General features: G+C 36.8%; 14 protein-coding genes. 12 read left to right on the top strand and 2 right to left on the bottom strand.

Translation table 11 applies throughout. The features are described from left to right. Positions 1–9: 9 nt before the first annotated feature. The 12 genes from CYTFE_RS0106780 (at position 10) to CYTFE_RS32130 (ending at position 20,955) form a co-directional block, all read left to right on the top strand. Positions 10–1,944 carry a RagB/SusD family nutrient uptake outer membrane protein gene (locus CYTFE_RS0106780; protein WP_027471200.1) on the top strand — a complete coding sequence of 645 codons (1,935 nt, stop codon included), beginning with the start codon at positions 10–12 and terminating at the stop codon, positions 1,942–1,944. Between the two features lie 43 nt (positions 1,945–1,987). Further along, complete coding sequence (locus CYTFE_RS0106775; protein WP_027471199.1) at positions 1,988–4,858, top strand: SusC/RagA family TonB-linked outer membrane protein; 2,871 nt, start codon at positions 1,988–1,990, stop codon at positions 4,856–4,858. A 116-nt stretch (positions 4,859–4,974) separates the two neighbouring features. Beyond that, a complete protein-coding gene (locus CYTFE_RS0106770; RefSeq protein ID WP_027471198.1) occupies positions 4,975–6,741 on the top strand; it encodes a RagB/SusD family nutrient uptake outer membrane protein in 1,767 nt (588 codons plus the stop codon). A 256-nt stretch (positions 6,742–6,997) separates the two neighbouring features. Beyond that, a complete protein-coding gene (locus CYTFE_RS0106765) occupies positions 6,998–8,005 on the top strand; it encodes an IS110 family RNA-guided transposase (RefSeq protein ID WP_044262557.1) in 1,008 nt (335 codons plus the stop codon). 23 nt (positions 8,006–8,028) lie between these two features. Next, on the top strand, positions 8,029–9,057 hold the full coding sequence (locus tag CYTFE_RS0106760) for a DUF5627 domain-containing protein (RefSeq protein WP_027471197.1): 1,029 nt from the start codon (positions 8,029–8,031) through the stop codon (positions 9,055–9,057). A 127-nt stretch (positions 9,058–9,184) separates the two neighbouring features. Beyond that, entirely contained in the window at positions 9,185–9,652 is a 468-nt protein-coding gene (locus tag CYTFE_RS0106755) for an endo-1,4-beta-xylanase (RefSeq protein WP_027471196.1), read from the top strand. Beyond that, positions 9,649–11,349 carry an endo-1,4-beta-xylanase gene (locus tag CYTFE_RS28495; protein WP_052343046.1) on the top strand — a complete coding sequence of 567 codons (1,701 nt, stop codon included), beginning with the start codon at positions 9,649–9,651 and terminating at the stop codon, positions 11,347–11,349. Before CYTFE_RS0106755 ends, CYTFE_RS28495 begins: the two co-directional genes overlap by 4 nt. A 12-nt stretch (positions 11,350–11,361) precedes the next feature. Next, entirely contained in the window at positions 11,362–14,091 is a 2,730-nt protein-coding gene (gene galB, locus CYTFE_RS0106745) for a beta-galactosidase GalB (RefSeq protein WP_027471195.1), read from the top strand. A gap of 130 nt (positions 14,092–14,221) precedes the next feature. Then, positions 14,222–17,116, top strand: a complete 2,895-nt coding sequence (locus CYTFE_RS0106740) for a glycosyl hydrolase 115 family protein (RefSeq protein ID WP_027471194.1) — start codon at positions 14,222–14,224, stop codon at positions 17,114–17,116. A gap of 48 nt (positions 17,117–17,164) precedes the next feature. Next, positions 17,165–18,568: a DUF1593 domain-containing protein gene (locus tag CYTFE_RS0106735; RefSeq protein WP_027471193.1), complete on the top strand. Its 1,404-nt coding sequence runs from the start codon at positions 17,165–17,167 to the stop codon at positions 18,566–18,568. Positions 18,569–18,649: 81 nt separating this feature from the next. Further along, positions 18,650–20,446, top strand: coding sequence for a carbamoyltransferase family protein (locus tag CYTFE_RS0106730; protein ID WP_027471192.1), 1,797 nt, complete (start codon positions 18,650–18,652; stop codon positions 20,444–20,446). After that, positions 20,386–20,955 carry an SxtJ family membrane protein gene (locus tag CYTFE_RS32130; RefSeq protein ID WP_027471191.1) on the top strand — a complete coding sequence of 190 codons (570 nt, stop codon included), beginning with the start codon at positions 20,386–20,388 and terminating at the stop codon, positions 20,953–20,955. Before CYTFE_RS0106730 ends, CYTFE_RS32130 begins: the two co-directional genes overlap by 61 nt. A 6-nt stretch (positions 20,956–20,961) precedes the next feature. On the opposite strand, the gene CYTFE_RS25340 is transcribed toward CYTFE_RS32130, so the two are convergent. Both CYTFE_RS25340 and CYTFE_RS0106715 read right to left on the bottom strand, forming a co-directional pair. Then, positions 20,962–22,608, bottom strand: coding sequence for an SGNH/GDSL hydrolase family protein (locus CYTFE_RS25340; RefSeq protein WP_052522246.1), 1,647 nt, complete (start codon positions 22,606–22,608; stop codon positions 20,962–20,964). A 146-nt stretch (positions 22,609–22,754) separates the two neighbouring features. Further along, positions 22,755–24,692 (bottom strand): sialate O-acetylesterase, encoded by a 1,938-nt coding sequence (locus tag CYTFE_RS0106715; RefSeq protein WP_027471190.1) that lies wholly within the window; start codon positions 24,690–24,692, stop codon positions 22,755–22,757. Positions 24,693–24,705: the final 13 nt, after the last annotated feature.

Here is a 24,705-nt window from a genome sequence, read left to right as displayed (position 1 = left end):
TATAATCATATGAAAAATATATATAAAACTTTTCTGTTTTGCGGCATACTAGCTTTAATGGCTGTATTGTATAGCTGTGAAGATTATCTGGATAGAGATCCTGAATCAATTATATCGGAAGAAGTAGCTTTTAAAAATTTTACAAATTTTCAGGGATTTATAGAAGAAATATATAATTGCATACCTTCTAAGCAAAAGTACTATTGGGTAACGTCGTATAATTGGGGTGATGATGAAATATTTAATGTTACTTCGGATGCCAATAGTATGATGTGTAATCAAATCGATCAAGGTAATTTTTGGGCATGGCAAAATTCAGAACATAGTTGGTTGGATGCTTCAAGAGCAGACCCAACTTCAAATGATAAGTTTGATCATCGTCTATGGTCACATGCATGGTATTGTATTCGAAAAGCCAATATGGGTTTAGAAAATCTGGATCGATTAACAGAAGCTACTGATGAAGAGAAGAAGCTGATTGAAGGACAATTGTACTTTTTTAGAGCTTGGTGGCATTTTGAATTAATGCAATTTTTTGGAGGTCTGCCATATGTTGATGAGGTATTATCATCTACAGCAAGCTTAGAATTACCAAGATTAAGTTTCCAAGAGTGTGCAGATAAAGCGGGTGCCGACTTTAAAAAAGCAGCTGATTTATTACCCATCGATTGGGATAAAACTTCGGCAGGAGCTAATTCTACTGGCAAAAATCAATTGCGAATTAATAAGATAATGGCCCTGGGCTATTTGGGAAAGAATTATTTGTGGGTAGGGAGTCCATTGGTGAAAAATGGTGCCCAAGTGGGAGGTGCTAACACTTATAATTATGATGTGGATTATTGTAGCAAAGCGGCAGATGCTTTGGGACAATTGCTGAATTTAGTGGAGAGTGCGCAAAGTCAATATGAACTGGCTGGTTTTGATTATGAAGATATCTATAATCATAAAAAAGCTGGTGATGGTTATTCTTATTCTGATATATTTTATACCAGAGGCCAAAGTTTCCTCATGCCCGGAGCAGCAGAAGCTATTTTTCGTGGCCCTGTATGGTCTAGTAATGGTTCGGCATGGAACTTTTTGAAAACATGGGGGCCTAAAGTAAATGGTTTGGTTGAACATGATAATATTATTCATCATCCCACAGCCAATTATGTACATAATTACGGTATGGCCAACGGTTTGCCTTTGGATGATCCGGAATCTGGTTATGATCCTAACTACCCTTTTAAAGATAGAGATCCTCGTTTTTATCATGATATCATAGTTGATGGATTCAAGTATGTGAATGCATCCATAAAACCAGAGGATGAACACTTACGATATGCCGGGTTGCATACCGGTGGTACCATGAGAGGGGTAAGTAATGGGAGTCGTACCGGATATTTTATGCAAAAATTTGCACCGCACGAATGTAACAAATATGACAATGCTTATAGTTGGGGAAATGGTATACAGACGTATTTACCATATATGCGATTGGGCGATGTGTATTTAATGTATGCCGAAGCTTGTGCTGCAACGGGAGGAGCCAGTGCCTCTTCTTCAACGTTTGATAAAACAGCTGAAGATGCAGTCAATACCCTACGTGATCGTGTTGGAGCAGGACATGTGAATCAGAGCTATCTGGGTGATAATAATAAGTTTATGGATGAAATAAGAAGAGAAAGAGCAGTTGAATTGGCAGGTGAAGGTTTTCGTTTTCATGATTTGCAACGTTGGTTATTATTGACTGAGTATCCTTATAATATTAAAACTTCTCAGGAATTCGATCGTGTTGAATCAGATGATTGGTATAAAACAAATGATTGTAAAGATGCCCAAGTAGCAAATTTTAGAGAAGAAACTATTTTGACACGTCAGTTTGGAGTTAAACATTATTGGTTTCCTTTTAAAGTATCCGATGTTTCTTTATATCCGGAATTTAAGCAGAATCCAGGGTGGTAATTTAATCTAAATATGATAATGTGAAATTTTAAACGAATAAAAAATGAAATATATACAAATAAGATTCATTTTACTAACATTGGTTGTTTGGGTTCCTTTATTGATGGTTGATGCCCAGGTAATTGTAGAAAATGAAGCTGATTCGTTAAATATAAATAAAAACCCTCTGGTGCAAGTTGCTTACGAAAAAGTGTCGCAAAATGACTTGCTTGGAGGTGTTTCCTTTATTAATATGGAAGAGTTAACAAAAGTAAATTATAATACTTATAGTTTAGATAACATGCAGGGATATGTTGCGGGATTTACGGGTAATTCTCTGTGGGGTATGGATGGTTACTTAGTAATGATTGATGGTGTGCCACGCGATGCTAGTGATGTTCAACCCTCCGAAATTGAAAATATTTCTTTTCTAAAGAGTGCTTCAGCAGTGATTTTATATGGTAGTAGAGCAGCTAAAGGTGTTGTTTATATATCCACAAAAAGAGGAAGGAAGGAGGGACTTCATATTTCAGTGCGTGCCAATACAGGTTGGCATGTTGCAAAGAGCTATCCTAAGTACCTTGGTTCTGCTGAGTATATGACACTTTATAATGAAGCTCTTGAAAATGATGGATTAAATGCCCAGTACAGCCAGGAAGATATCTATCATTATGGTTCAGGAATTAATCCTTACCGTTATCCTAATGTAGATTTTTATTCTTCAGATTATATTAGAGATGCATATAATAGAACTGATGTTAATACTGAGATAACAGGAGGTAATGAGCGTGCAAAATTTTATTCTAACATTGGTTTTTATTCAATGGGTGATCTTGTAAATTTTGGTGAAGCCAAAAATAATAATATAAATCGCTTAAATGTTCGAGGTAATATTGATCTGAAACTTAATGAAAACATAAAAGCCTATATCAATACCAATGCTACTTTTTATAATGCACGAAGTGCAAATGTGACAGATGGTAATGATGGTGATAATGTTACGGATGATTATTGGACGTATGCAACCCGATTGAGACCAAATCGTATTGCTCCATTGATTCCTACAAGTTACATAGATACCAATGATAAAGTGTCCTGGAATTTCGTAAATAATAGCGATAATATCATCGGTGATAAATACTTTTTGGCTGGCACACAAAGTGATATGACCAATGTTTTTGCTGATTCGTATGCCGCAGGCCATAAGAAGTGGACCAGTCGTAAGTTTCAATTTGATACGGGCTTGGATTTTGATCTTAAGAACTTATTGAGAGGTTTGTCATTTCAAACTCAATTTGCGGTTGATTATTCTACGTCGTACGTTACTTCTTATGACAATACTTATGCGGTTTATTTGCCCAGCTGGAGAGATTATAATGGAAGAGATTACGTGGAATTGTCTCAGAAGGTGAATACGGATAAGAAATCGGGTAATCAAAACATTTCTAATAGTTACAGTATGCAAACGATGCTGCTGTCCGGATGCTTGAACTATCAAACCAAAATAAATGAGAGGCATAGCTTTGATGCTAGGCTTTTGGCTTCGGGATGGCAGCAGAAGGAATCTGAAGAATATCATGCTATTGGGAATGCGAATTTAGGGTTACAATTGGAATATAATTATCGAGAAAAATATTATGCAGACTTTAGTGCTGCAGTGGTGCATTCGGCCAAGTTACCAGTGGGGAATAGAGATGCGTTATCTCCTTCTGCCACTATTGGTTGGCGAATAAGTGAAGAGAGCTTTATGGCCCATTCTTCTGTGGTGGACAATATGGTGTTGAGTATGTCAGGAAGTATTTTGCATTCCGATTTGGATATCGAAGATTATTATCTTTATACTGTTAGCTTTGATCAAGCAGAGGGTGCTTACTGGGGTTGGTTAGACGGAATTGCAGAGAGATCAACGAACTCTAAAAGAGGTGCCAACGATGAGCTTACCTACGTGAAAAGAAAAGAATTATCAGCCCACTTAGCAGCTTCATTATGGAACAAAAAAGTAGATATAAATACTTCATTTTTTGTTATTTCGACAGATGGAGGTATTATTGAGCCTTCAACTGTATATCCTAGTTATTTTTCTACCAGTTATCCGCAAGCATCCTTTAATAGTGCTATTATAAATTATAACCAGGATAAACGTATTGGATTTGATGTTGGTGTTAATTATAACAAACAAATTGGGGAGTTCGACTTATCATTGGGCATTGCAGCCTCCTATTATTCATCAGAAGCAAAACAAAGAGATGAGATGAATCAGTGGAAATACCAAAATAGAAAAGGAAAAGCTATTGATGGTATATGGGGGCTAGAGAGTTTGGGTTTATTTCAAAGCCAGCAAGAGATTGAAAATGCTCCTGAACAAAAGTTCGGAGGATCTTTACAACCCGGTGATATAAAATATGCTGATCAAAATAAGGACGGAATAATTGATAATCAGGATCAGGTATTTCTTGGGAAAGGGGGATGGTATGGTGCACCTCTCACCACTGGTATTCATTTAACAACAAAGTGGAAAAACGTAAGTCTATTTGCCTTGGGAACTGGGAGTTTTGGGGCATATGGAATGAAGAATAGTGCGTACTACTGGATTTCAGGAAATGATAAGTATTCAGAGGTGGTACGTGGACGTTGGTCTGAAGATAACAAGGAAAACGCTACTTTTCCCAGGTTAACAACGGAATCAGGTGATAATAACTTCCGTAATTCAGATTACTGGTTATATAAAAGCGATTATTTTAATTTAGCCAAGGTGCAAATTACATATAATATTCCCAAAAGCATTTTAAATCAAATTGTTTTTCAGCAAATATCAACTTATGTAAGTGGTTCAAACTTGTTAACAATTTCCAATGAACGCGAAGTTCTGGAGATGAGTGTTGGTCGTGCGCCCCAAACACGTTTCTATAACTTTGGTATCAAAGCTGTCTTTTAAAGAATTGATAAATTAAAAAATAGTTATGAAACGAACCGTAATTAAGTATCTCTTGCACAGAGATTTGATGGATTTTGGTGAGTTTTATATGATCATTGAAAATTAAATTTAATCATATGAAAAATATATTTAAATTTTTAGTTCTTATGTTGGTGATAACATCTTGTGATGATGTGTTTGAGCCTGCTATAGAGAATATTAGGGATTTGGATGCCATGGATAAAGAACCTGCCTATGCACAGGGAATATTGGCAAATGCTTATATCTTGCTTCCATATTCATCCAATCCGGGTAGTGACGTGGCTACGGATAATGCTGTATCAAATGATATCAATAATTATTATTTGGCAATGGCTACTGGATCATGGAGCTCGCAGAGCAATCCATTGTCACAATGGGAAGGAAGGCAAAATGCTATTCAATATATCAATTTGTTTTTAGAAAGAACCGATGAGGTTTTGTATAGTCAAAATGAGGCGATTAATACCATGTTTAATGATCGTCTCAAAGGAGAGGCTTATGCACTTCGCGCTTTGCATATGTATTATCTTTTATTGGCGCATGGTGGATGGTCAGATGATGGTCGCCTATTGGGAACAACAATTCGAACAGAGCCGGAAACTGCAGTCTCTAACTTTAATGTTCCTCGTAATACTTTTCAAGAGTGTGTGAATCAAATGTTTGCAGATATTGATATGGCTATTGATTTACTGCCTTTGGATTATGGAGATATTGGCGATAGTGAGATACCTGAAAAATATAAGAGTCTGGGAGTTACCAATGCAGGTGACTATAACAGAGCGAATGGTAATCATATAAGGGGTAGAATAAGTGGTCGTATTATAGAAGCTGTGAAAGCGCAAATAGCTTTGTTGGCTGCAAGTCCTGCATATCAGGCCGGAACAGATATTGGTTATGAAGATGCTGCCGGATATGCAGCTCTAGTCTTAAACCGAATCAATGGTGTGGCGGGGTTAGATATGAATGGTAATACATGGTATTCCAATGATGATATAGATAATTTGGATGCTGGGGTTGCGCCATCTGAGATTATTTGGAGAAGTACCATGGAGTCAAGTAATGAATTGGAGAAAGAGAACTTTCCACCATCTTTATTTGGTAATGGAAGGATTAATCCTACACAAAATTTGGTGGATGCTTTTCCTATGCGTAATGGCTATCCTATCTCAGACGTGAGTTACGATCCTGAAAATCCTTATTTCAACAGAGATCCTCGCTTGGAAAAATATATTGTGCTTAATGAAAGTGAGCAGGGTTCGGGTGATGAAGTTATCGTAACGGGCACATATAGCAACAATTCCAATGGACTTAATAAGGATAATGGATACTCGACGCGTACTGGTTATTATCTTCGAAAACTGTTACGATCAGATTGTAATCCAGACCCGGAATTTAATACGGAGCAAAAGCACTATACCGCCCGTATTCGATATACCGAAATATTTTTGGCTTACGCTGAAGCCGCCAACGAAGCATGGGGACCTACAGGCACAGGAGGTGCTAGTTCGTATTCTGCTTATGATGTGGTAAAGGCCATACGCCAAAGGGCTGGAATTGATAGTGATGATTTGTATCTGGAATCTATTAAAAGTGATCAGGATATGATGAGGGAACTCATTAGAAATGAAAGACGTATAGAGTTATGTTTCGAGAATCATCGCTTTTGGGATCTGCGGCGTTGGAAAGTGGCTGATTTAAATGAAACAGCCAGAGGTATGCAGATTGATAAGGTAGATGGTAAATTAATTTTTACACCCATAGATGTAGAAACCAGAAATTATAAACCTTATATGTATCATGGCCCCATCCCGTATGGTGAGATACAAAAATGGAGTGCATTGGAACAAAATGCAGGTTGGTGATTTTGAACCTTCATATAAATTTTAAACAGATCGTTAGTTTGTGGTACGTAAAATATTATTAGAAATGAATAAGAAATAATACCCTTATATTGGTTAAAAAGCTCCATCTGCTGCGTTAACTTTATTAAACAGATAGATTGAATCTAAGTTTCATATTAAGAACAGCAGATTATTGAGTAAAAGCCAGAGAGTATTTAGGGCAGAACCCACTATCACGATGTTAGCCACTCAATACGGAGCATAAAACAAAATGTTTATGCAAGTATATGGAATTGATTTATCAATGGAAAAGTTTGATGTAAACTTTATTGACAAGAATGGAAAAGAAAAGAAGAAACAAGTGAAGAACAGACTAAGTGCCATATCAAAGTTCTTAGAGAACGTATCAGAAGATGCCGTATTGTGTGTTGAGCATACAGGTTCCTATGGAGACTTATTGGTTTATTTATGCAACCAGTTAGGAATAGATATAGCCTTGATACCGGGTTATACCATAAAGCATAGCCTAGGTATGATAAAGGGAAAGTCTGATGATATAGATGCCGCTAGAATACGAGAATATGGAGAGCGATTCTTTGATAAGTTAAAATACAAGCAGTACGATTCAGAAGAGATAGTTGAATTGAAAAGTTTGTATACACTGCGTTCTCAATTAGTGAAGGCAAGAAAGGTTTTAAGAACAGGAGAGCACGGTCGTTCCAATGTGCCCATACAAAGCGTAAGTGCACATAAATATGCAGATAAAGCTATATTCAATTTAAACAAAGAGATAGAAGAAGTAGAAAGTGAAATAGAAGCTATAATAACGGCAAACAATGAACTGAACGACAATTATGAACTAGTTGTCAGCGTAAAAGGAATAGGGCCTGTTATAGCCACGGATTTGATTATTAAAACAGGGAACTTTCTTGTGATTGACACCGCTCGAAAGGCATCTTCATATGTGGGGATTTGCCCTTTCCCCAATGCGTCAGGAAAGATGGTCGGCAAAGCAAAAATAAGCCCGTTTGGAGATCGAAAACTAAAGGCTCTCCTTTATATGGGTGCTAAGTCTGCTGTCAAGCACAATAAAGAATATAGGCTGTATTACGAAAAGAAAAAGTTAGAGGGCAAACCTCATTATTTAATTATGAATAATGTGTCAAATAAAATGTTGAGAACAATTTATAGCGTTGTAAAAAATAAAACGCCTTACAGTCAAGATTACATATGTCTTGACCCGAGAGAGAAAAATATTAATAGCTCCACTGAAATAGTGGCTTAAAAATTTGTAATTAATTAGAGTATATGAAACGATATAATATTTTTTTAACGACGGCAGGTATACTATTCTCTTTACTGATTACTTCTTGTAGTAATCAAGAAGTTGATTTTAAAAACTACGACTACAGTACCGTGTATTTTGCCTATCAATATCCGGTAAGAACAATTGTTTTAGGAGATGATATAGTGGATAATAGTATGGATAATGCACATAAATGTAAGATTTATGCAACGATGGGAGGGGTTTATGCAAACCCTAAGAAAATTGATATTGATATTGAGGTTAATGAAGCATTATGTGACCACCTTTACTTTAAGGATGGAACTTCAGTACAAGCTATGCCTGCAGAGTACTATTCTTTAGCCAGTAATGTAATTTCTCTGGCTCATAGTTTTCAAGGGGGGGTAGAGGTAGAATTGAACGATGCTTTTTTTGCGGATGCCGATGCTATTCGAAATACTTATGTAATACCATTGGAAATGACAAAGGTTGTAAATGCTGATTCTATTCTCTCGGGAGAAGCAAAAATAAATGATGCTTCTAAATGTAATATCAGCGATTGGGAAGTGGCTCCTAAAGATTATGTTCTTTATTGTGTTAAATATATTAATCCATATCATGCGATTTATCTTAGAAGAGGAGTGGATGTGATTTTGCAAGATGGGGCAAGTACTACTTTAGAGCGCCGAGCTGATTATGTGGAGAATGATGAATTATGTGAGCTAACAACAGTTTCGCTGAATTCTGTTGAATTTCCCATTTCCATAAGCAATGTGAATGATGAAAATCAGAACTGTTCTTTGCTACTTACTTTTGATGACGAAAATAATTGTGTTGTTTCAACTTCTACCAGTGGTTTTACTATTACGGGTAACGGTAAGTTTGTGAATAATGGTGAGAAGAATAGCTGGGGTGATAAAGATAGAAATGCTATTTATCTTGATTATACTATTGAGGTGGCAGGTAAAACATATGCTACCCTAGATACTCTTGTGGTGCGAGATAGAGGAGTAGCTGCAGAAAACTTCAGTCCTTCATATATGAAAGAATAAATATATACATATTATATCGTGAATTAAAAAGTTAACACATAAAACAAGCCATCATATAGTCTTTTTACATCGTTAATAGCTATTGTGGTAAGTTCCATGTGACTGTTGAAATATAAAAATTAGACACATGAATTATTTTAATAATATATGTTTAGGAGTATTGGCTATTGTGCTAATATCTTCCTGTGCAGACGAAAGTTTGTTGGACTATGATGTCAAAAAGCCTGAACAAATTCAGAATTATGATTATCTCAAAGAGTATGATGTATTAAAAGAGTACGTCAGCCGTGAAAGCCACCCTGACTTTATTTTGGGAGCTGGTGTTTCTTTGCCTGATTTTAACAAGAAAGGATATCAGTATGCCCATATTGTTTCAAATTTTAACGAGATAACCGCTGGTTACAACATGAAGCATGGTGCAATTGTAACAAATAATGGTGATTTACAGTTAGCGGGTGTTGTGCAATTTGTAGAAACAGCAGAACAGGCAGGTATAACTATTTACGGACACACCTTATGCTGGCATTCTAATCAAAATGCAACTTACCTGAATAATATTATTGCACCTACTATTATTCCTCCAAGTGGGGGGTGAAATGGAGTCCAATAGCCGACCAGAATTTCGAGACAGATGAGGCTCCAAATTATGAGGGTAGTAGTGATGCTATCGTTTCATTGACAACGGATGGAGAAGGAGCCAATGGAGAAGGAAGAGCCATTAAGGTGACGAATACTGTTGTTCAGTCGGATGATTGGAAAACGCAGTTTTTTGTTGTTTTTGATGAACCAATGGAGTTAGGTGAGACCTATAGACTTACGATGGATGTGAAAGCTGATATGGAGGTCTCATGTAGTACTCAGGCACACATAACACCAGGTAATTATAAGCACTGGAGTTTTTTTGGTTCTATTTCTGCGACCACTAGCTGGACCACATTTACAAAAGAGATAGTGATAAGTGAAGATAATGAAGGTGCTGGGGCACTGGCCATAAATTTGGGTCTTTATGCAGGTAGTTATTATTTTGATAATATTACCATTGCCAAGTATAATCCAAATGCAGGACCATCATGGAATATAGTTTCAGGTGCCGATTTTGAAACAGAAGATGCTTCTAATTATCAGATAGATCTGACTAGTTCAATATCTTTTTCTAATGATGGTGAAGGAGCGGAGGGAAAAGGACGTGCATTAATAGTACGGAATCCTACGGTTAGAGATAACGATTGGGAATCTCAGTTTTTTCTTTCATTTTCTCCTGCTACAGAAGTCGGTGAAAAGTATATTCTCTCAATGGATGTGAAAGCCGATGAAGATGTCTCCTACAGCACTCAGGCACATATTACACCGGGAAATTATAAATATTGGAACTTTTTTGGTTCTATCAATGCCACCACTGAATGGAGTAATTTTACAAAAGAAATAACTATTTCAGATGAAGTTTCAGGTGTTGGTGCCATTGCTTTTAACCTTGGTAACATGGCAACGAATTATTACTTTGATAATATTCAATTGACAAAGCTTAGTGAAGGTAGTAGTGTCGAACAAATCATTGAAAAAACACCTGAAGAAAAAAGAGATACCGTTTCGTACGCTTTGGAAAAGTGGATTTCGGAAATGATGTTGGCTACTAAAAAATACGTGAAAGCTTGGGATGTGGTTAATGAACCAATGGATGATGGCAATCCTTATGAATTGAAATCTGGTATAGGTAAAGAAGTGGATTCTGATCATTTTTATTGGCAGGATTATTTAGGGAAAGATTATGCTGTCATGGCATTTAATCTTGCACGACAATATGGTAATACAGATGATGTTTTGTTTATTAATGATTATAACCTAGCGTATAATATTGATAAGTGTAAGGGCTTAATTGCATATGTGGATTATATTGAACAACAGGGAGTTTTTATTGATGGAATAGGAACTCAAATGCATATTAATGTAAATTCAGATAGGGATAAAATAATTCAAATGTTTGAATTGTTGGCCGAAACAGGAAAGTTAATAAAGGTTTCTGAATTAGATGTTGGTCTGGGTGATCATAAACAGACATCCCTTGCCACTGAAGCAGATTATATGTCTCAAGCAGATATGTATCAGTTTGTAGTCGAAAAATACTTTGAATTGATTCCTGCTAATCAGCGGTACGGTATTACAGTATGGAGTCCGATCGATAGTCCTGCTGAATCATCATGGAGAGCTGGCGAGCCTATTGGTTTATGGACTGAAGGGTATAGTCGTAAACATGCGTATGCGGGTTTCGCGGATGGATTATCGGAAAGTAATTAAATAGTATCGGTTATGAGGGTTAAAAATAGATTAAGTGTATTGGTCTTACTTATGTGTTGTGCGCTGTTTGCATGTCAATGTTCTCAACTTGAAACAGCAAGTACCCGAGAACGAATTTTATTCAATGAAGATTGGAAGTTTTATAAATACGAATCGGTAGAACAGGCCGATTCGTTGATTTATGATATACGTCCTGCAATAGGAGAGGTAATGGATAATAAAGATGCAGATTCCAGACCGACAGCTCCTGTTCAGATGGAAACCAAACAAATTGTATTGAAACCATGGGTTTTGCCAACAGCTAATAAATTTATTAAAGATGATGCAAATAAACATAGACGTCCACACGGAAATCCCGGAAGTGATTTTGCCTTTGTACAAGCTGACTTTGATGATTCCTCATGGGAGCGTGTAGATTTACCCCAGGATTGGGCTATAAAAGGGCCTTTTCAAGTGGGCTGGAATAGCGAAGTAGGTGGAGGTATGGGACGATTACCTTGCAATGGTGTAGCTTGGTATCGGAAAAAATTTTTAGTCCCTCAGAGTGATCATGGAAAGTCTATATTTTTAGATATAGATGGTGCGATGTCTTATGCAATGGTTTGGTTGAATGGTTCATTGATAGGTGGCTGGCCCTATGGCTATAATTCATGGCGTCTTGATTTAAGCGATTATTTAAGGTTTGGTGAAGAGAATCAGCTTGCTATTCGGGTAGATAATCCTAATCATTCGGCACGTTGGTATTCGGGAGGTGGAATATATCGAAATGTATGGTTAACTAAAACCAATAAGATTCATGTGGGGCAATGGGGTACTTATATTACTACTTCACAAGTTTCAGAAGAGAAAGCAAATGTACATGTTGAGGTAACCATTGATAATGACTTGTTAGAGAACGTGTCTGTAGCTTGTGTTACTGAGATTTATCCTGTGGATTGTAATAAACAGGAAGTGGTTCCCATTGGTTTGCTTTTGCAAAAAGTGAAAATTAAAGGTAAGCAAAGTGCTACAATTAAAGAATCTGTAATTATTGATCACCCCCAATTATGGAACCCCCTTCCTAAGGGGGAAGCGCATTTGTACCAGGCCATAACTACCGTGATGCAAAATGGAAAAATACTAGATGTTTATGAAACTAATTTTGGAATCAGGAAAATTGAGTTTGATGCGGATACTGGTGTGTTAATAAATGGTGAATATATCAAATTGAAAGGAGTCAATCAACACCACGACTTAGGTGCTTTGGGGGCTGCTTTCAATAGTCGTGCTGCCGAGCGTCAATTGGAAATATTGCGAGATATGGGGTGTAATGCTATCCGTATGGCGCATAATCCACCTGCTCCTGAATTGTTAGATTTAGCTGACCGAATGGGGTTTGTGGTCATTGATGAGATTTTTGATTCCTGGGAAAAGAAAAAAACACCTCATGATTTTCACCTTATTTTTCCCGAGTGGTCGGAGCCTGATGCTCGCTCTTTTATTCGAAGAGATAGAAATCATCCTTCAGTAATTATTTGGAGCTTTGGTAATGAAGTGGGGGAACAATATGATGGTAAAAAAGGTGCGAAAGTTGGAAAACGCTTATATGATATCTTGAAGGAAGAAGATCCTTCGCGACCTACGATTACAGCTATGAATTTTGCAAAGCCTTATATGGAGTTGCCAGCAGTGGCCGATTTTATAGGTCTGAACTATCAGGGTGAAGGAATTCGACAGGATACTTTTTTTAATGGGGTAGATCGCATTAGAACCAAACCTCAATATGATGCATTTCACCAAGAATTTCCCAATAAAGTTATTATAAGTACCGAAACGGCATCGGCTTTTAGTAGTAGGGGGGTGTATCTTTTTCCAGTTACCTCTAAAACAAGTTCTTATGTCCGAAATGGCATTGGTGGGGACACCAATAGGCAACAGGTCAGCTCTTATGAATTGTATGCGGTGGATTTTGGTTCTTCAGCGGATAAAGTATTTAAGTCATTGGAAACACATCCTTTTGTGGCAGGTGAATTTGTATGGACCGGCTTTGACTATTTGGGAGAACCAACACCTTATTATTTGTCACGTAGTTGTTATAGTGGAATTATTGATTTGGCTGGTTTTAAAAAGGATAGATACTATTTATACCAAGCACATTGGCGTGATAATTACCCTATGGTGCACATACTTCCCCATTGGGATTGGCCTGATAGAGTTGGTAAGATTACTCCTGTGCATGTGTTTACTTCAGGTGATGAGGTAGAGTTGTTTTTTAATGATAAGTCGCTCGGAAAAAAGAAGAAGAAAAAATATGAATATCGTTTGCGATGGGATAATATTATTTATGAACCGGGAGAAATTAAAGCTGTGGCCTACAAAAATGGTAAGGTATGGGCCGAAGAGAGAATGAAAACGACTGGTGAAGCTGCTCAATTGATGGCTGAAGTTGATCGAAAAGTAATAAAGGCTGATGGTAAGGATTTGGCGTTTATAAGTGTGAAGGTCTGTGATAAAAATGATTTGTTGAAAGTAAATGCGTTGCATCGAATATCATTTTCGATGGAGGGACCAGGGGAGATTGTTGCTACAGATAATGGAGATCCTACTGATATGGAGTCGTTTGCTTCAACTTCAAGAAAGGCTTTTAGTGGACGCTGCCTTGTGGTGGTGAAAGGGATAAAAGGTCAGGAAGGAACTATGGTTGTAAAAGCAGAATCTGATGGTTTAAAACCTGCAAGGATAATAGTGAGGACAGAAAAATGAGAATCGAGTTGTCTTGAATATTTTGATTTATAGGTTATTAAATCTAGATGTAAGCATTGCAATGTAATGCTTTGAAAAACACGCATAACAGTTAATTTACTGAATATGCACATTGTTAAAATAATATATTATGAAGATATTACTGAGTGTGTTATTTCTTATTGGATTAAGTAATATGATAGATGCACAAAATAAAAATAATTATATTTCTGAAATAGAAGCAGAAGGTTATTTTCCTATTAGGACTGCTAGAGGAGCCTCTCCATTATTGGTGAATTCATCTGATTATGCGGGAGTAATACGTGCTTTTAAAGATTTGCAGAAGGATATAAATAGGGTGTCTGGTTCAAAACCTGAATTATATATTAATGATATTGCAGCAACAAAAAATGTAATAATTGCAGGTACTTTAGGCAAAAGCGACCTGATTGATCGCCTGGTAAAGAATGAGGAAATAAATGTTAATGAGTTAAGAGGAAAGTGGGAGAAGTTTATTATTAAAACAGTAAATAATCCATTTCCTGGTATTGAAAGTGCTCTTGTTATTGCTGGTAGTGATAAAAGAGGAACTATTTATGGAATTTATGATATTTCTGAACGAATAGGAGTTTCTCCTTGGCATTGGTGGGCTGATGTTCCGGTGAAAAAGAAAGATGATATTTATGTTATACCTGGCACGTATACCGATGGTGAACCTGCTGTAAAATATCGGGGTATATTTATTAATGATGAATCTCCTGCTTTTAGGAATTGGGCTTTTGAGAAATTTGGAGGACAAAATCATCAGTGTTATGAAACAATTTTTGAATTACTTCTCAGAAATAAAGCCAATTATCTATGGCCTGCCATGTGGCTTCCTACTATTTTTAACGAAGATGATCCATTAAATCCTAAAATGGCTGACGAATATGGTATTGTGATGTCTACCAGCCATCATGAACCCATGATGCGTGCCCACAAGGAATGGTATAAATTTGATGGAGGGGATTGGAACTACGAAACGAATAAGAAAAAACTACAGGAGTTCTGGCGTGGAGGTATCGAACGGATGGGTGATTACGAGAGTGTGGTTACCGTAGGTATGCGTGGAGACGGAGATGATGCCATGTCTGAAGAGACCGCCGTGGATATGTTAAAACAAATTATAACAGACCAGCGAAATATAATTGCAGATGTAACAGGTAAACCAGCAGAAGAAACTCCTCAAGTGTGGGCTGTGTACAAAGAAGTTCAAGATTATTTTGACCAAGGTATGCGTGTTGATGATGATATAATTGTACTATTTTGTGATGATAATTGGGGTAATTTAAGAATTCTTCCAAAGAAGGAAGATTTGGATCACGCGGCCGGATATGGTATCTATTATCATTTTGATTATGTTGGTGCACCCGTTTCGTATAGGTGGTTAAATACTACCCAGATAGAACGGGTATGGGAGCAAATGAATCTGGCTTATGAACATGGAGTTAAAGATTTATGGCTGGTTAATGTAGGTGATATAAAACCCATGGAATTGCCCATCAGCTTTTTTTTAGATTATGCATGGAATCCAGATGCTATTCAAGCGGAAGATTTGCCTGAGTATTATATTTCCTGGGCCGAACAACAATTTGATGAGAAGTATGCCAAGGAGATTGCAGAATTGCTCGCATTGTATACGAAATATAATGCACGGCGTACTCCAGAAATGCTTTCTTATAAAACATATAGTGTAGAAAATTACCGCGAAGCTGAAAGAATTGTGAGAGATTATAAGACATTGTTGAAAAAGAGTTCGGCCATTTATCATCAACTCCCGGAAAATAATCGTTCAGCTTACTACCAACTAGTGCAATCGCCCATTGAACTGTGTGCTAACTTAAATGAAATGTATGTTGCTGCTGGTATGAATAGATACTATGCGCAACGAGGTGCTGGATCAGCGAATTATTATGCAGATAAGGTAAAAGAGCTATTTTATAAGGATGCCGAATTGACTCGTAATTTTCATCAAAAGCTTGAAAATGGTAAATGGAATCATATGATGTCGCAAACACATATCGGTTATACTAGTTGGACGCACCCTCCATTAAATACAATGCCTGCAGTTTCCTATGTGCAACTGAAAGAACAGGCAACCCTGGGCTATCTTTTAGAATACGGAAAGAAACCTTATTGGGGGTGGCTTGGCGTGGAAGGAGATTGGGGATTCAGTGAATCATTACCAACATTTGATCCGATGAATAATCAGAGTTATTATGTTGATATTATTAATAGAGGAAGGGAAATGTTGGTATATTCTATTAAAGCCAAAGAGAAGTGGATAAAGCTATCAAAAGACAATGGTAAAACACTGTATAATGAAAAGGTATATGTTAGTATCGATTGGGACAAAGCTCCCAAAGGAAACGCCTCGGGGGAGATATTGATTTCAAGTAAAGAATGTGAATATATTGTAAAGGTACCCATCAGTAATCATATGTCTGAGGTAGCGGGTTTTATTGAAAATAATGGTGTTGTGGCTTTTGATGCGGTTAATTTTTCTAAAAAAAAGGATTCAAACGAAATTCATTGGACTATCGTAAAAAATCTTGGACGAACAAGTTCATCCCTGATTGTGGAACCGGTTCATATTGAAAGACAAGTCCTAAGTGAAAAATCTCCCAGGGTTGAATATGAATTTACGGTTTTTGAAGCTGGAATGTATACTGTTGATGCTTATCTTTCACCAACACAGGATTTTAGAAAAGATGATGGGTTGCGATTTGCCATTTCTATCGATGATGAAAAACCACAAATAATAAATATGAACCAAGGAGAAGAGAAGCCGGATTGGCAATATGCCGATTGGTGGTCACAATCAGTGGGGAATCATATAAAAATTAAATCTTCAAAACATAGTATCTCCAAACCTGGCAGCCATACACTTAAAATATGGATGATAGATCCGGGAATCGTATTCCAAAAGTTTGAGATTGATAGGGGGAGAAAAAAGACTTCATATTTGGGGGCTCCGCAAAGCAAATATATACAAGTCAAGAACTGAAATCCTTATTTATAATAGAATAGAAAATAAATGATAAATAATCTAAAAATGAAACGAAATGTTTTTGTAACAGTACTCTTGTCTGTTCTAATAATACAAGCTTGTCATTCTCAAAATGAAAATGGAAAAATTGAAAAACCACGCGTGGTTATCCTTACAGATATTTCAACTTGGGAAACAGACGACAGTGAATCGTTGGTAAGACTGCTCGTGCATGCAGATATGCTTGAAATTGAGGGCTTAATTTATACAACAGGTTGGAGTCTCGAAGAAACACAGGATGATTTCTTTCAATTGATTCATGATGGCATAGATGCTTATGAAAAAGATTTGCCCCATTTGTTAAAACGTTCCAGGCAACTGAACTTTAATCAGGATGAATCGAAACAAAATATTGGGTATTGGCCCAGTCCTGAATATCTACGTGAAAGAACCATGTTTGGAAGTAGAAAGCGAGGAATAAATGCAATTGGTGAAGATAACGTTTCGGACGGAAGTAACTTGATTATAGAATTGGCTGATGAAGATGATGACCGCCCTTTATGGATATTAGTTTGGGGGGGAGGAAATACCTTGGCTCAGGCTATATGGCAAGTTCAGCAGGAAAGGAGTGGGGAGGAACTAAGAACATTTTTGCATAAAATACCTACTTATGCAATTACCGACCAAGATAGGTCGTATAAAGAAGGTACTCCATTTGATATTAGTTCTCACCAATGGATGCGTAGGGAATTTGAAACAGATTTGATGTTTCTTTGGGATGATTGTGCATGGAAATACCAAAATGGAACAGGAAAAAAGAACTGGGACGAGTATGCCAGAAATATACAAAATCATGGGAATTTAGGTGAGGTTTATCCTAAATACAAGTATGGTGTTGAGGGTGATACTCCATCGTTTTTGCATGTATTGCCCAATGGCTTAAACAACCCCCAAATACCTGGTCAGGTGAGTTGGGGTGGGTATTTTGAATGGGGAATAGGTCCTGATACAACCACCTATGCATATGTAAATCATCAAGGAAAAGCATGGCAAATATGTACGAAATACGAAAGGTATTTTTATCCGGCTACGTTCAATAATTTTGTGGCCCGAATGGATTGGGCTGCCACTGGTAAGGGAAATATAAATCCCCAGGTTATTGTCAATGGCAATGGAGGTGTCATACCCATAGAAATGGAGGGTGTAGAAGGAGAAACTATTACTCTTGATGCTTCTGAATCATATGATACTGATCAGGACTCATTGAGTTTCAAGTGGTGGGTATTATCAGAAATAGGTACATACGAACAGGAGATCTTGTTGTCCAATAATAACGCCGATATAACTACTGTTCAAATCCCTTCGGGATCTGCAGGAAAGAATTTTCATGTGATTTGCGAAGTGACCGACAATGGACATCCTCAATTAACAAGTTATAGAAGACTAATTATTACTATAAAAACAGATTAAGATATTGTGGGGTGTTGATGTAGGGAGCTTCAGCTTTTTCAAAGGCTTTGCCTTAATGGTTTTACTTATACATTTTTATGAATGAAAATCCTAGGTATTTCAGCATATTATCATGATTCAGCAGCAGCCTTAATTGAAAATGGTAAGGTTTTGTATGCAGCACAGGAAGAGCGATTCTCTAGAATTAAAAATGATCCTTCTTTTCCTATGGCTGCAATAAAGTTTTGCCTCGAAGAAGCAGGCCTTGAAATGAAAGATGTTGACATTGTTTCTTTTTATGATAAACCTTTTTTAAAATTTGAAAGAATACTAGAAACTCATTATGCATATGCACCAAAGGGATTTAGATCATTTGTGAAAGCCATGCCTATCTGGTTGAAAGAGAAACTCTTTATCAAACAAATGATACAAAAAAGAATGGAAGAGCTACATAAATCTAAGCTACATATTCCAATTTACTTTCCGGAGCATCATTTGTCGCATGCAGCCAGCGCTTTTTACACCTCGCCTTTTAAGCGCTGTGCCTACTTAACCATTGATGGAGTTGGTGAATGGTCAACAAGCTCTTATGGGATTGCATGTGGAGAAAAGGGAATTAAAGTACTTGGAGAAATTCGATTTCCGGATTCTCTGGGTCTTTTTTATTCTTCATTTACCTATTTTTTAGGATTTGAGGTAAATGGTGGAGAATATAAGATGATGGGATTGGCACCTTATGCGCATGAATACTCTAATCGTGTTCAGCACTTTACTCATTTAATAAAGGATAAACTAATAGATATAAAAAATGATGGTTCTTTTAGGTTAAATGACTATTATTTTGATTATCAGGTTGGTTTGCGAATGGTGAAGATTCATCATTGGGAAAGGCTCTTTGGTTTTTGTCGAAGAAAGCCCCAGGATTGTCTAGAACAAGTACATGCCGATTTAGCGCATGCAGCTCAAAGTGTGTTAGAGGAAGTTCTTATTCGATTGATTCAATTTGTGCAGCAAGAAACCAAGGAGGAGTATTTATGTTTGGCAGGTGGGGTAGCGCTTAATTGTGTTGCCAATTCGGTTATGTTTCATCAAAATAGGTTTAAGGATATATTTGTGCAACCTGCTGCTGGTGACGCTGGCGGAGCTTTGGGAGCTGCCCTGGCAATAGCTCATATACAAGGTAATATGTTATTTACAGGTTTAAAAAAACCTTTTGATGTTTATCTGGGTCCTAAGGCTACTACCTCGTCTATCGAACACGTTTTAAGAAAGTATTCATGTGATTATACTTATTATGCGCATGAGGATGATTTGCGGATTGCGACCGCAAAGTATATTGCAGCTAAAAAAGTAGTAGGGTGGTTTCGTGGACGTAGTGAATTCGGCCCAAGAGCCTTGGGGAACAGAAGCATTTTGGCCGATGCAACAGATCCGAAAATGCAATACATCTTAAATATGAAAATTAAATTCAGAGAAGGATTCAGACCATTTGCACCTGTTGTGTGTGAGGAGGATTATGCGCTTTATTTTGAGCCAGGAAAGCATTCTTATTATATGTTATTTACTAATCAAGTAAAAAAATCAATTAGAAAAATTGTACCGGATGATTTTTGGCGATGGAGTATAGACGAAAAACGTAAGTTCCCTAAGTCAGAGCTGCCAGCGATCACACATACTGATTTTTCGGCTAGAGTACAAGTTGTTGATAAGGATGTAAATTCATCATTCTGGGCTTTGATCCAAGCGTACAAAGAGATCACCGGAATTGGTGTTATCATTAATACTAGTTTTAATGTTAAGGATGAACCAATTGTGAATACGCCGCAAGAGGCATATCAATGCTTTATAAACTCGGGCATGGATGTATTGATTCTGGAAAACTATATAATTGTAAAATAAATGGAATTTTTAAAGGATCTCTTTCTTTTTCTGAAAGAACGAAAAAAATGGTGGCTAGTACCGTTAATTATGATATTCATGGCATTGGGCATATTGATATTTTTATCAAATGGATCTGCTTTAGCTCCATTTATATATACTTTATTTTAATGAGTAGAGAAAAGGCACAGGAAGCTACACTAGCATTGGTTCTTCTTATATTAATAGTCGTTATAAAATACGAGCAAAGCTGGTTATTATTTGTTGCAGTGGTACTAATCATTGTATCATTTGTATCTAAAAAGACTAGTTTTGTAATAGCAAAGGGGTGGTTCGGAATAGCTCATTTTATAGGCATCGTAATGAGCCATGTTGTTTTGTTTGTTATCTATTATTTTGTATTGTTTCCTTTGGCGGTATTGCAACGATTAACAGGTAGAAATCAACTTCGTAAAAAGGACTATGTGCATTCTTATTTTCATTGGCGTAATCATTTATACGATGAAGAAGATGTAAAGAAACCTTGGTGAAAGGTGTTATCTTTTGAGCTGATTATATTTGTTTGAATAATATTTTGCTTTGATACTATCATTCAGTTTTAGGCACATATCGCTAGCAAGCTTGTAAGGGTCTGATTGTTCGGGGTATTCTAATGTGAACGATTGTGCTACCCTAAGTGCTTTTTTGTATTCTTCATTTCTTTTGTATCTATCGTATGCTTCCAGCATGATTTCTCTCCAACTTTGTTTGTTGGTGTATAAATCTATCGCTTTTCTTAGTTCGTAAGGTGGGTTTCTATGGGAATAATAAACAGATAGTGGTTGTGTCCCTGACATACTTAAATCATAGGGCCATGATTTTTTTAAATCATCAATGACTAGTTTGCCTTTAATAGAATCAATTTCCGTTACCGGTATGTCATTGAAAGCTTCGTCATATGAGATGTAATTCTCCCAATGATGGATTAAACCTATTTCTTTTATTTTATTGTAAAAAGCATCTGCCATTATAAAATGCCCTTCAATATTGGGGTGCACGTGTTCGGTTAATAATTCATCACCGATAATACCCATGGGAGAATGATGGCTAAATATGGCTTCCATATCAACCATATGGCAATGATATTTTTGTGCCAGTTTAAAAATGATATCATTTATTTTTTGTGGAGCACGAAATCTCAATAAATCCAATTCTTTGGCCAACTGAAGGTATTTTTGGGAGGTGTCTTTTTGGTGTTGAAGATAGTATTGTCCCAGTGTATAGGCTGCTATGGCGTTTTTATGTGCCAAGTCAATGGCATTTAAAGTGTTTTGTTGTATTTCCTTAATAAATTGAGTGGAATCAATAGCGTGATCGCTTATAAAGGGTTTAATATCTTTGATGTTGGAAACCAATGTGGATATGATTATTGGAATATTTTCTTTTTGGTACTTTTGTAAAATTGTTTGAAGATTGTCTTTAAATTGTTTTAAACCTGCATGATATAAGGGTGAACCGAAGGGTATTTTTTGTTTTTTTACCATTATTTCCATAAGGGTGGTTTCTCCTATCTTAGGGCCATTATTCTTCCTTTTTTGGATGTGGGTATATGTATTGTTAAGCCATTGAAAGATCCGGAGTTTCATTAGGTAGAGATAGGATTTGATAATGGTAGGGTGTGAACCATAGGTGCTGGATGAAGCTAATCCTAAAGCACCATAATATTCATTGTGACCTGCATAAATAATTACAGCATCCGGCTTTTGTTGGATAATCTTATTTGTTTGATCTAACAAAGTATAAGAATTGATTGCGGTCATTCCTGTGTTAATAACCTCAATGTTTTTTTCTGGAAAAGTTTGTGCGAGTCGGTGTTTGAGCATTCTGGGAAAGGAGCCTGCACCGTAATAGGGGAAACCCACTACCGAAGAAGCGCCTTGTACAAAAATTCGAAGGGTGCTGTCTGATTTTGTTTTTAAAAAAATATCAGATTGGTTGTCGGAATGAAAGCTCTCATTATTGAAATATTTTCCTGCTATCTTCGAATTCATTACGAGATAATCCGTTTTATTATCTATTTTAATGGAATGAAAAAGCTGGTAATCATCACCATAAGCTACTAATCTCAATAGTACTTCGATGAAAAGCGCAAAAATGAACGGAAGTATAACTGCAATGACTTTATAGGTGGTTTCCTTTTTCATATTTGATATTATGGGTTCAAATGTAAAGGGGGTAGGCATGTGATTTCAAATCAAATCATAATAGGGCATGACCTGTGCTCATTCTCAGGTCATGCAGCATTATTTATGAATTGGTGTCGTAGAGTAGACTTTGCATCTATTGTTTATTAATCATTATCGTCGGTTCTGAATGGTACTGCCGGCAGACCTTCTTTATTGTATAAGTTAGCGTTGGCCGGGTTGTCTGCCCATGCATATCGCACAGCCCTGGGTTTTGATATTTGATCATTCCAAACAATGATTTTATTGCCTTTTATTTTTGCTTGTGCCCAAACATATTTACCATCTTCTCCGGCTATTGAAAAACCCAATAGTTTGTTTCCTGTCTGAATAACCATACCTGAACCCGTATTATTGAATCTGATTTCAATATACTTACCTTTTATTTTATACTTTTTAAAGGTAGGGCCTGAAGAAACAACCCGTCTATTGTTATAGGCTATTTTTTCAGCAGCTAAGGCCAGTCTATTTCCAACATCATCTTTATTCAGCGGATGAATATCATTCCATTCACCCAGGTCAATTGTACAGGCTAGAGCTGCATTAGGTACTGTTGTTGCGACCTTAAATTGTGCTGCCCGTAATTGTGCCCATTCACTTTTTGTTGGTTCACTTTTTTCTTCAAGAAAATTGGCTAGTTGAACAATCAAAAACGGAAAATCGTCCTGCTGCCATTCTTCTCGCCAGTTTTTGATCATGGCACTCAGTCTTTGTTCATAGGCTTTGGCTCTACCAACGTTCGATTCTCCTTGATACCAAATAGCTCCTTTGATGGTGAAATGATGGAGAGGGTGGATCATGGCATTGTATAATCCGCTCGGTTTCCATCGAATAAAGGTTTGACCTTGTAAGGGGGGCATTTGAGCGCCAATTTTATATTTCCAGTTACCTGATAATAAAATGGTATCTAATGAATTGGTGAGTTCATATTTTTTGTCGGGGACAAAACCTCCGTTTCCACTTTGAGAAATGACTTTAATGGTAATATTGTTTTTACCAACTTTTAATATTCCTGCTGGAACTTTGTAGATCCGGGGAGGATAACGATAGGTTGTGTTTCCAATAAATTGACCGTTGATAAAAACAGAGTCTGCATCAACAATACAACCTAATTCAAGTTTGGCCGGCTGAGCTAGCATGTCTTCAGTAATAGTAAAGTCTTTTCTGAACCATATCGTTCCATTTTGAAACTTCAAATCTTCTGTACTCCAAAAACCAGGAATAGCAAGGGTGCTCCAACTACTATCATTTAAGGATACATCATTCCACTTAATGGTGCCGTTTCTACCTTTATCTTTTATAGATAATTCCCGAAACCATTGTTGATTTCTTTGTTTATCATCGGCTCTTATTTGCTGTATCCATTCATCATTTTTATATTTTTGTTGTTCTTGCCAGGCATCTTTAAAGGGCTTCAGTTTTTCCTCACTAATCCAAGCTTCTACAGGAGATCCTCCCATACTTGAATTGATTAAACCAACAGGAACGTTTTGATTTTTTTGAATGTGTTTAGCAAAGAAATATGCTACAGCAGAAAAATCCATAATGTTTTCTGGAGTGGCAGGCTTCCATGCACCCTCACTGATATCTTCTCGTTGGTTATTAAAGTCATATTGGCGCGGTATCCAAAATTGACGGATAGTTTGCGTATTTATTAGTTTGATTTCCTCTCGGTAACGAGATTCTACGCGTCGCATTGGTAATTCCATATTTGATTGCCCGGAGCAAAGCCATACATCTCCGATATAGATGTCTTTTAAGAGTATTTCATTTTTACCTTTTAAAAGCATCGTATAAGGACCTCCTGCTTGTTGGGCAGGTAAGGTTAGCATCCAACTTCCTTCTGCGGAGGCTTCGCAACTATATTTTTGTTCTCTAAATGTGAGTGTTACATTTTCATTGGCAGAAGCCCATCCCCAAATATTAATCGTCTGGTTGCGTTGTAAAACCATTCCGTTGCTGACTAATTGGGGCAGACGTATCTGTGCATTGGTTATGCAACTGAGAAGAATACAGATTAAGCCTGTAAATAGTATTTTTTTCATAATCTCTAATTAA

It is taken from the genome of Saccharicrinis fermentans DSM 9555 = JCM 21142, from assembly GCF_000517085.1.
Lineage (GTDB): Bacteria > Bacteroidota > Bacteroidia > Bacteroidales > Marinilabiliaceae > Saccharicrinis > Saccharicrinis fermentans.
This window is presented reverse-complemented; position numbering and strand designations above follow the sequence as displayed.

Excerpts from the sequence above, each read along its gene's own strand:
- CYTFE_RS0106780 (WP_027471200.1), top strand. The coding sequence starts at position 10 with ATGAAAAATATATATAAAACTTTTCTGTTTTGCGGCATACTAGCTTTA.
- CYTFE_RS0106775 (WP_027471199.1), top strand. The coding sequence starts at position 1,988 with ATGAAATATATACAAATAAGATTCATTTTACTAACATTGGTTGTTTGG.
- CYTFE_RS0106770 (WP_027471198.1), top strand. The coding sequence starts at position 4,975 with ATGAAAAATATATTTAAATTTTTAGTTCTTATGTTGGTGATAACATCT.
- CYTFE_RS0106765 (WP_044262557.1), top strand. The coding sequence starts at position 6,998 with ATGCAAGTATATGGAATTGATTTATCAATGGAAAAGTTTGATGTAAAC.
- CYTFE_RS0106760 (WP_027471197.1), top strand. The coding sequence starts at position 8,029 with ATGAAACGATATAATATTTTTTTAACGACGGCAGGTATACTATTCTCT.
- CYTFE_RS0106755 (WP_027471196.1), top strand. The coding sequence starts at position 9,185 with ATGAATTATTTTAATAATATATGTTTAGGAGTATTGGCTATTGTGCTA.
- galB (WP_027471195.1), top strand. The coding sequence starts at position 11,362 with ATGAGGGTTAAAAATAGATTAAGTGTATTGGTCTTACTTATGTGTTGT.
- CYTFE_RS0106740 (WP_027471194.1), top strand. The coding sequence starts at position 14,222 with ATGAAGATATTACTGAGTGTGTTATTTCTTATTGGATTAAGTAATATG.
- CYTFE_RS0106735 (WP_027471193.1), top strand. The coding sequence starts at position 17,165 with ATGAAACGAAATGTTTTTGTAACAGTACTCTTGTCTGTTCTAATAATA.
- CYTFE_RS0106730 (WP_027471192.1), top strand. The coding sequence starts at position 18,650 with ATGAAAATCCTAGGTATTTCAGCATATTATCATGATTCAGCAGCAGCC.
- CYTFE_RS32130 (WP_027471191.1), top strand. The coding sequence starts at position 20,386 with ATGCTTTATAAACTCGGGCATGGATGTATTGATTCTGGAAAACTATAT.
- CYTFE_RS25340 (WP_052522246.1), bottom strand. The coding sequence starts at position 22,608 with ATGAAAAAGGAAACCACCTATAAAGTCATTGCAGTTATACTTCCGTTC.
- CYTFE_RS0106715 (WP_027471190.1), bottom strand. The coding sequence starts at position 24,692 with ATGAAAAAAATACTATTTACAGGCTTAATCTGTATTCTTCTCAGTTGC.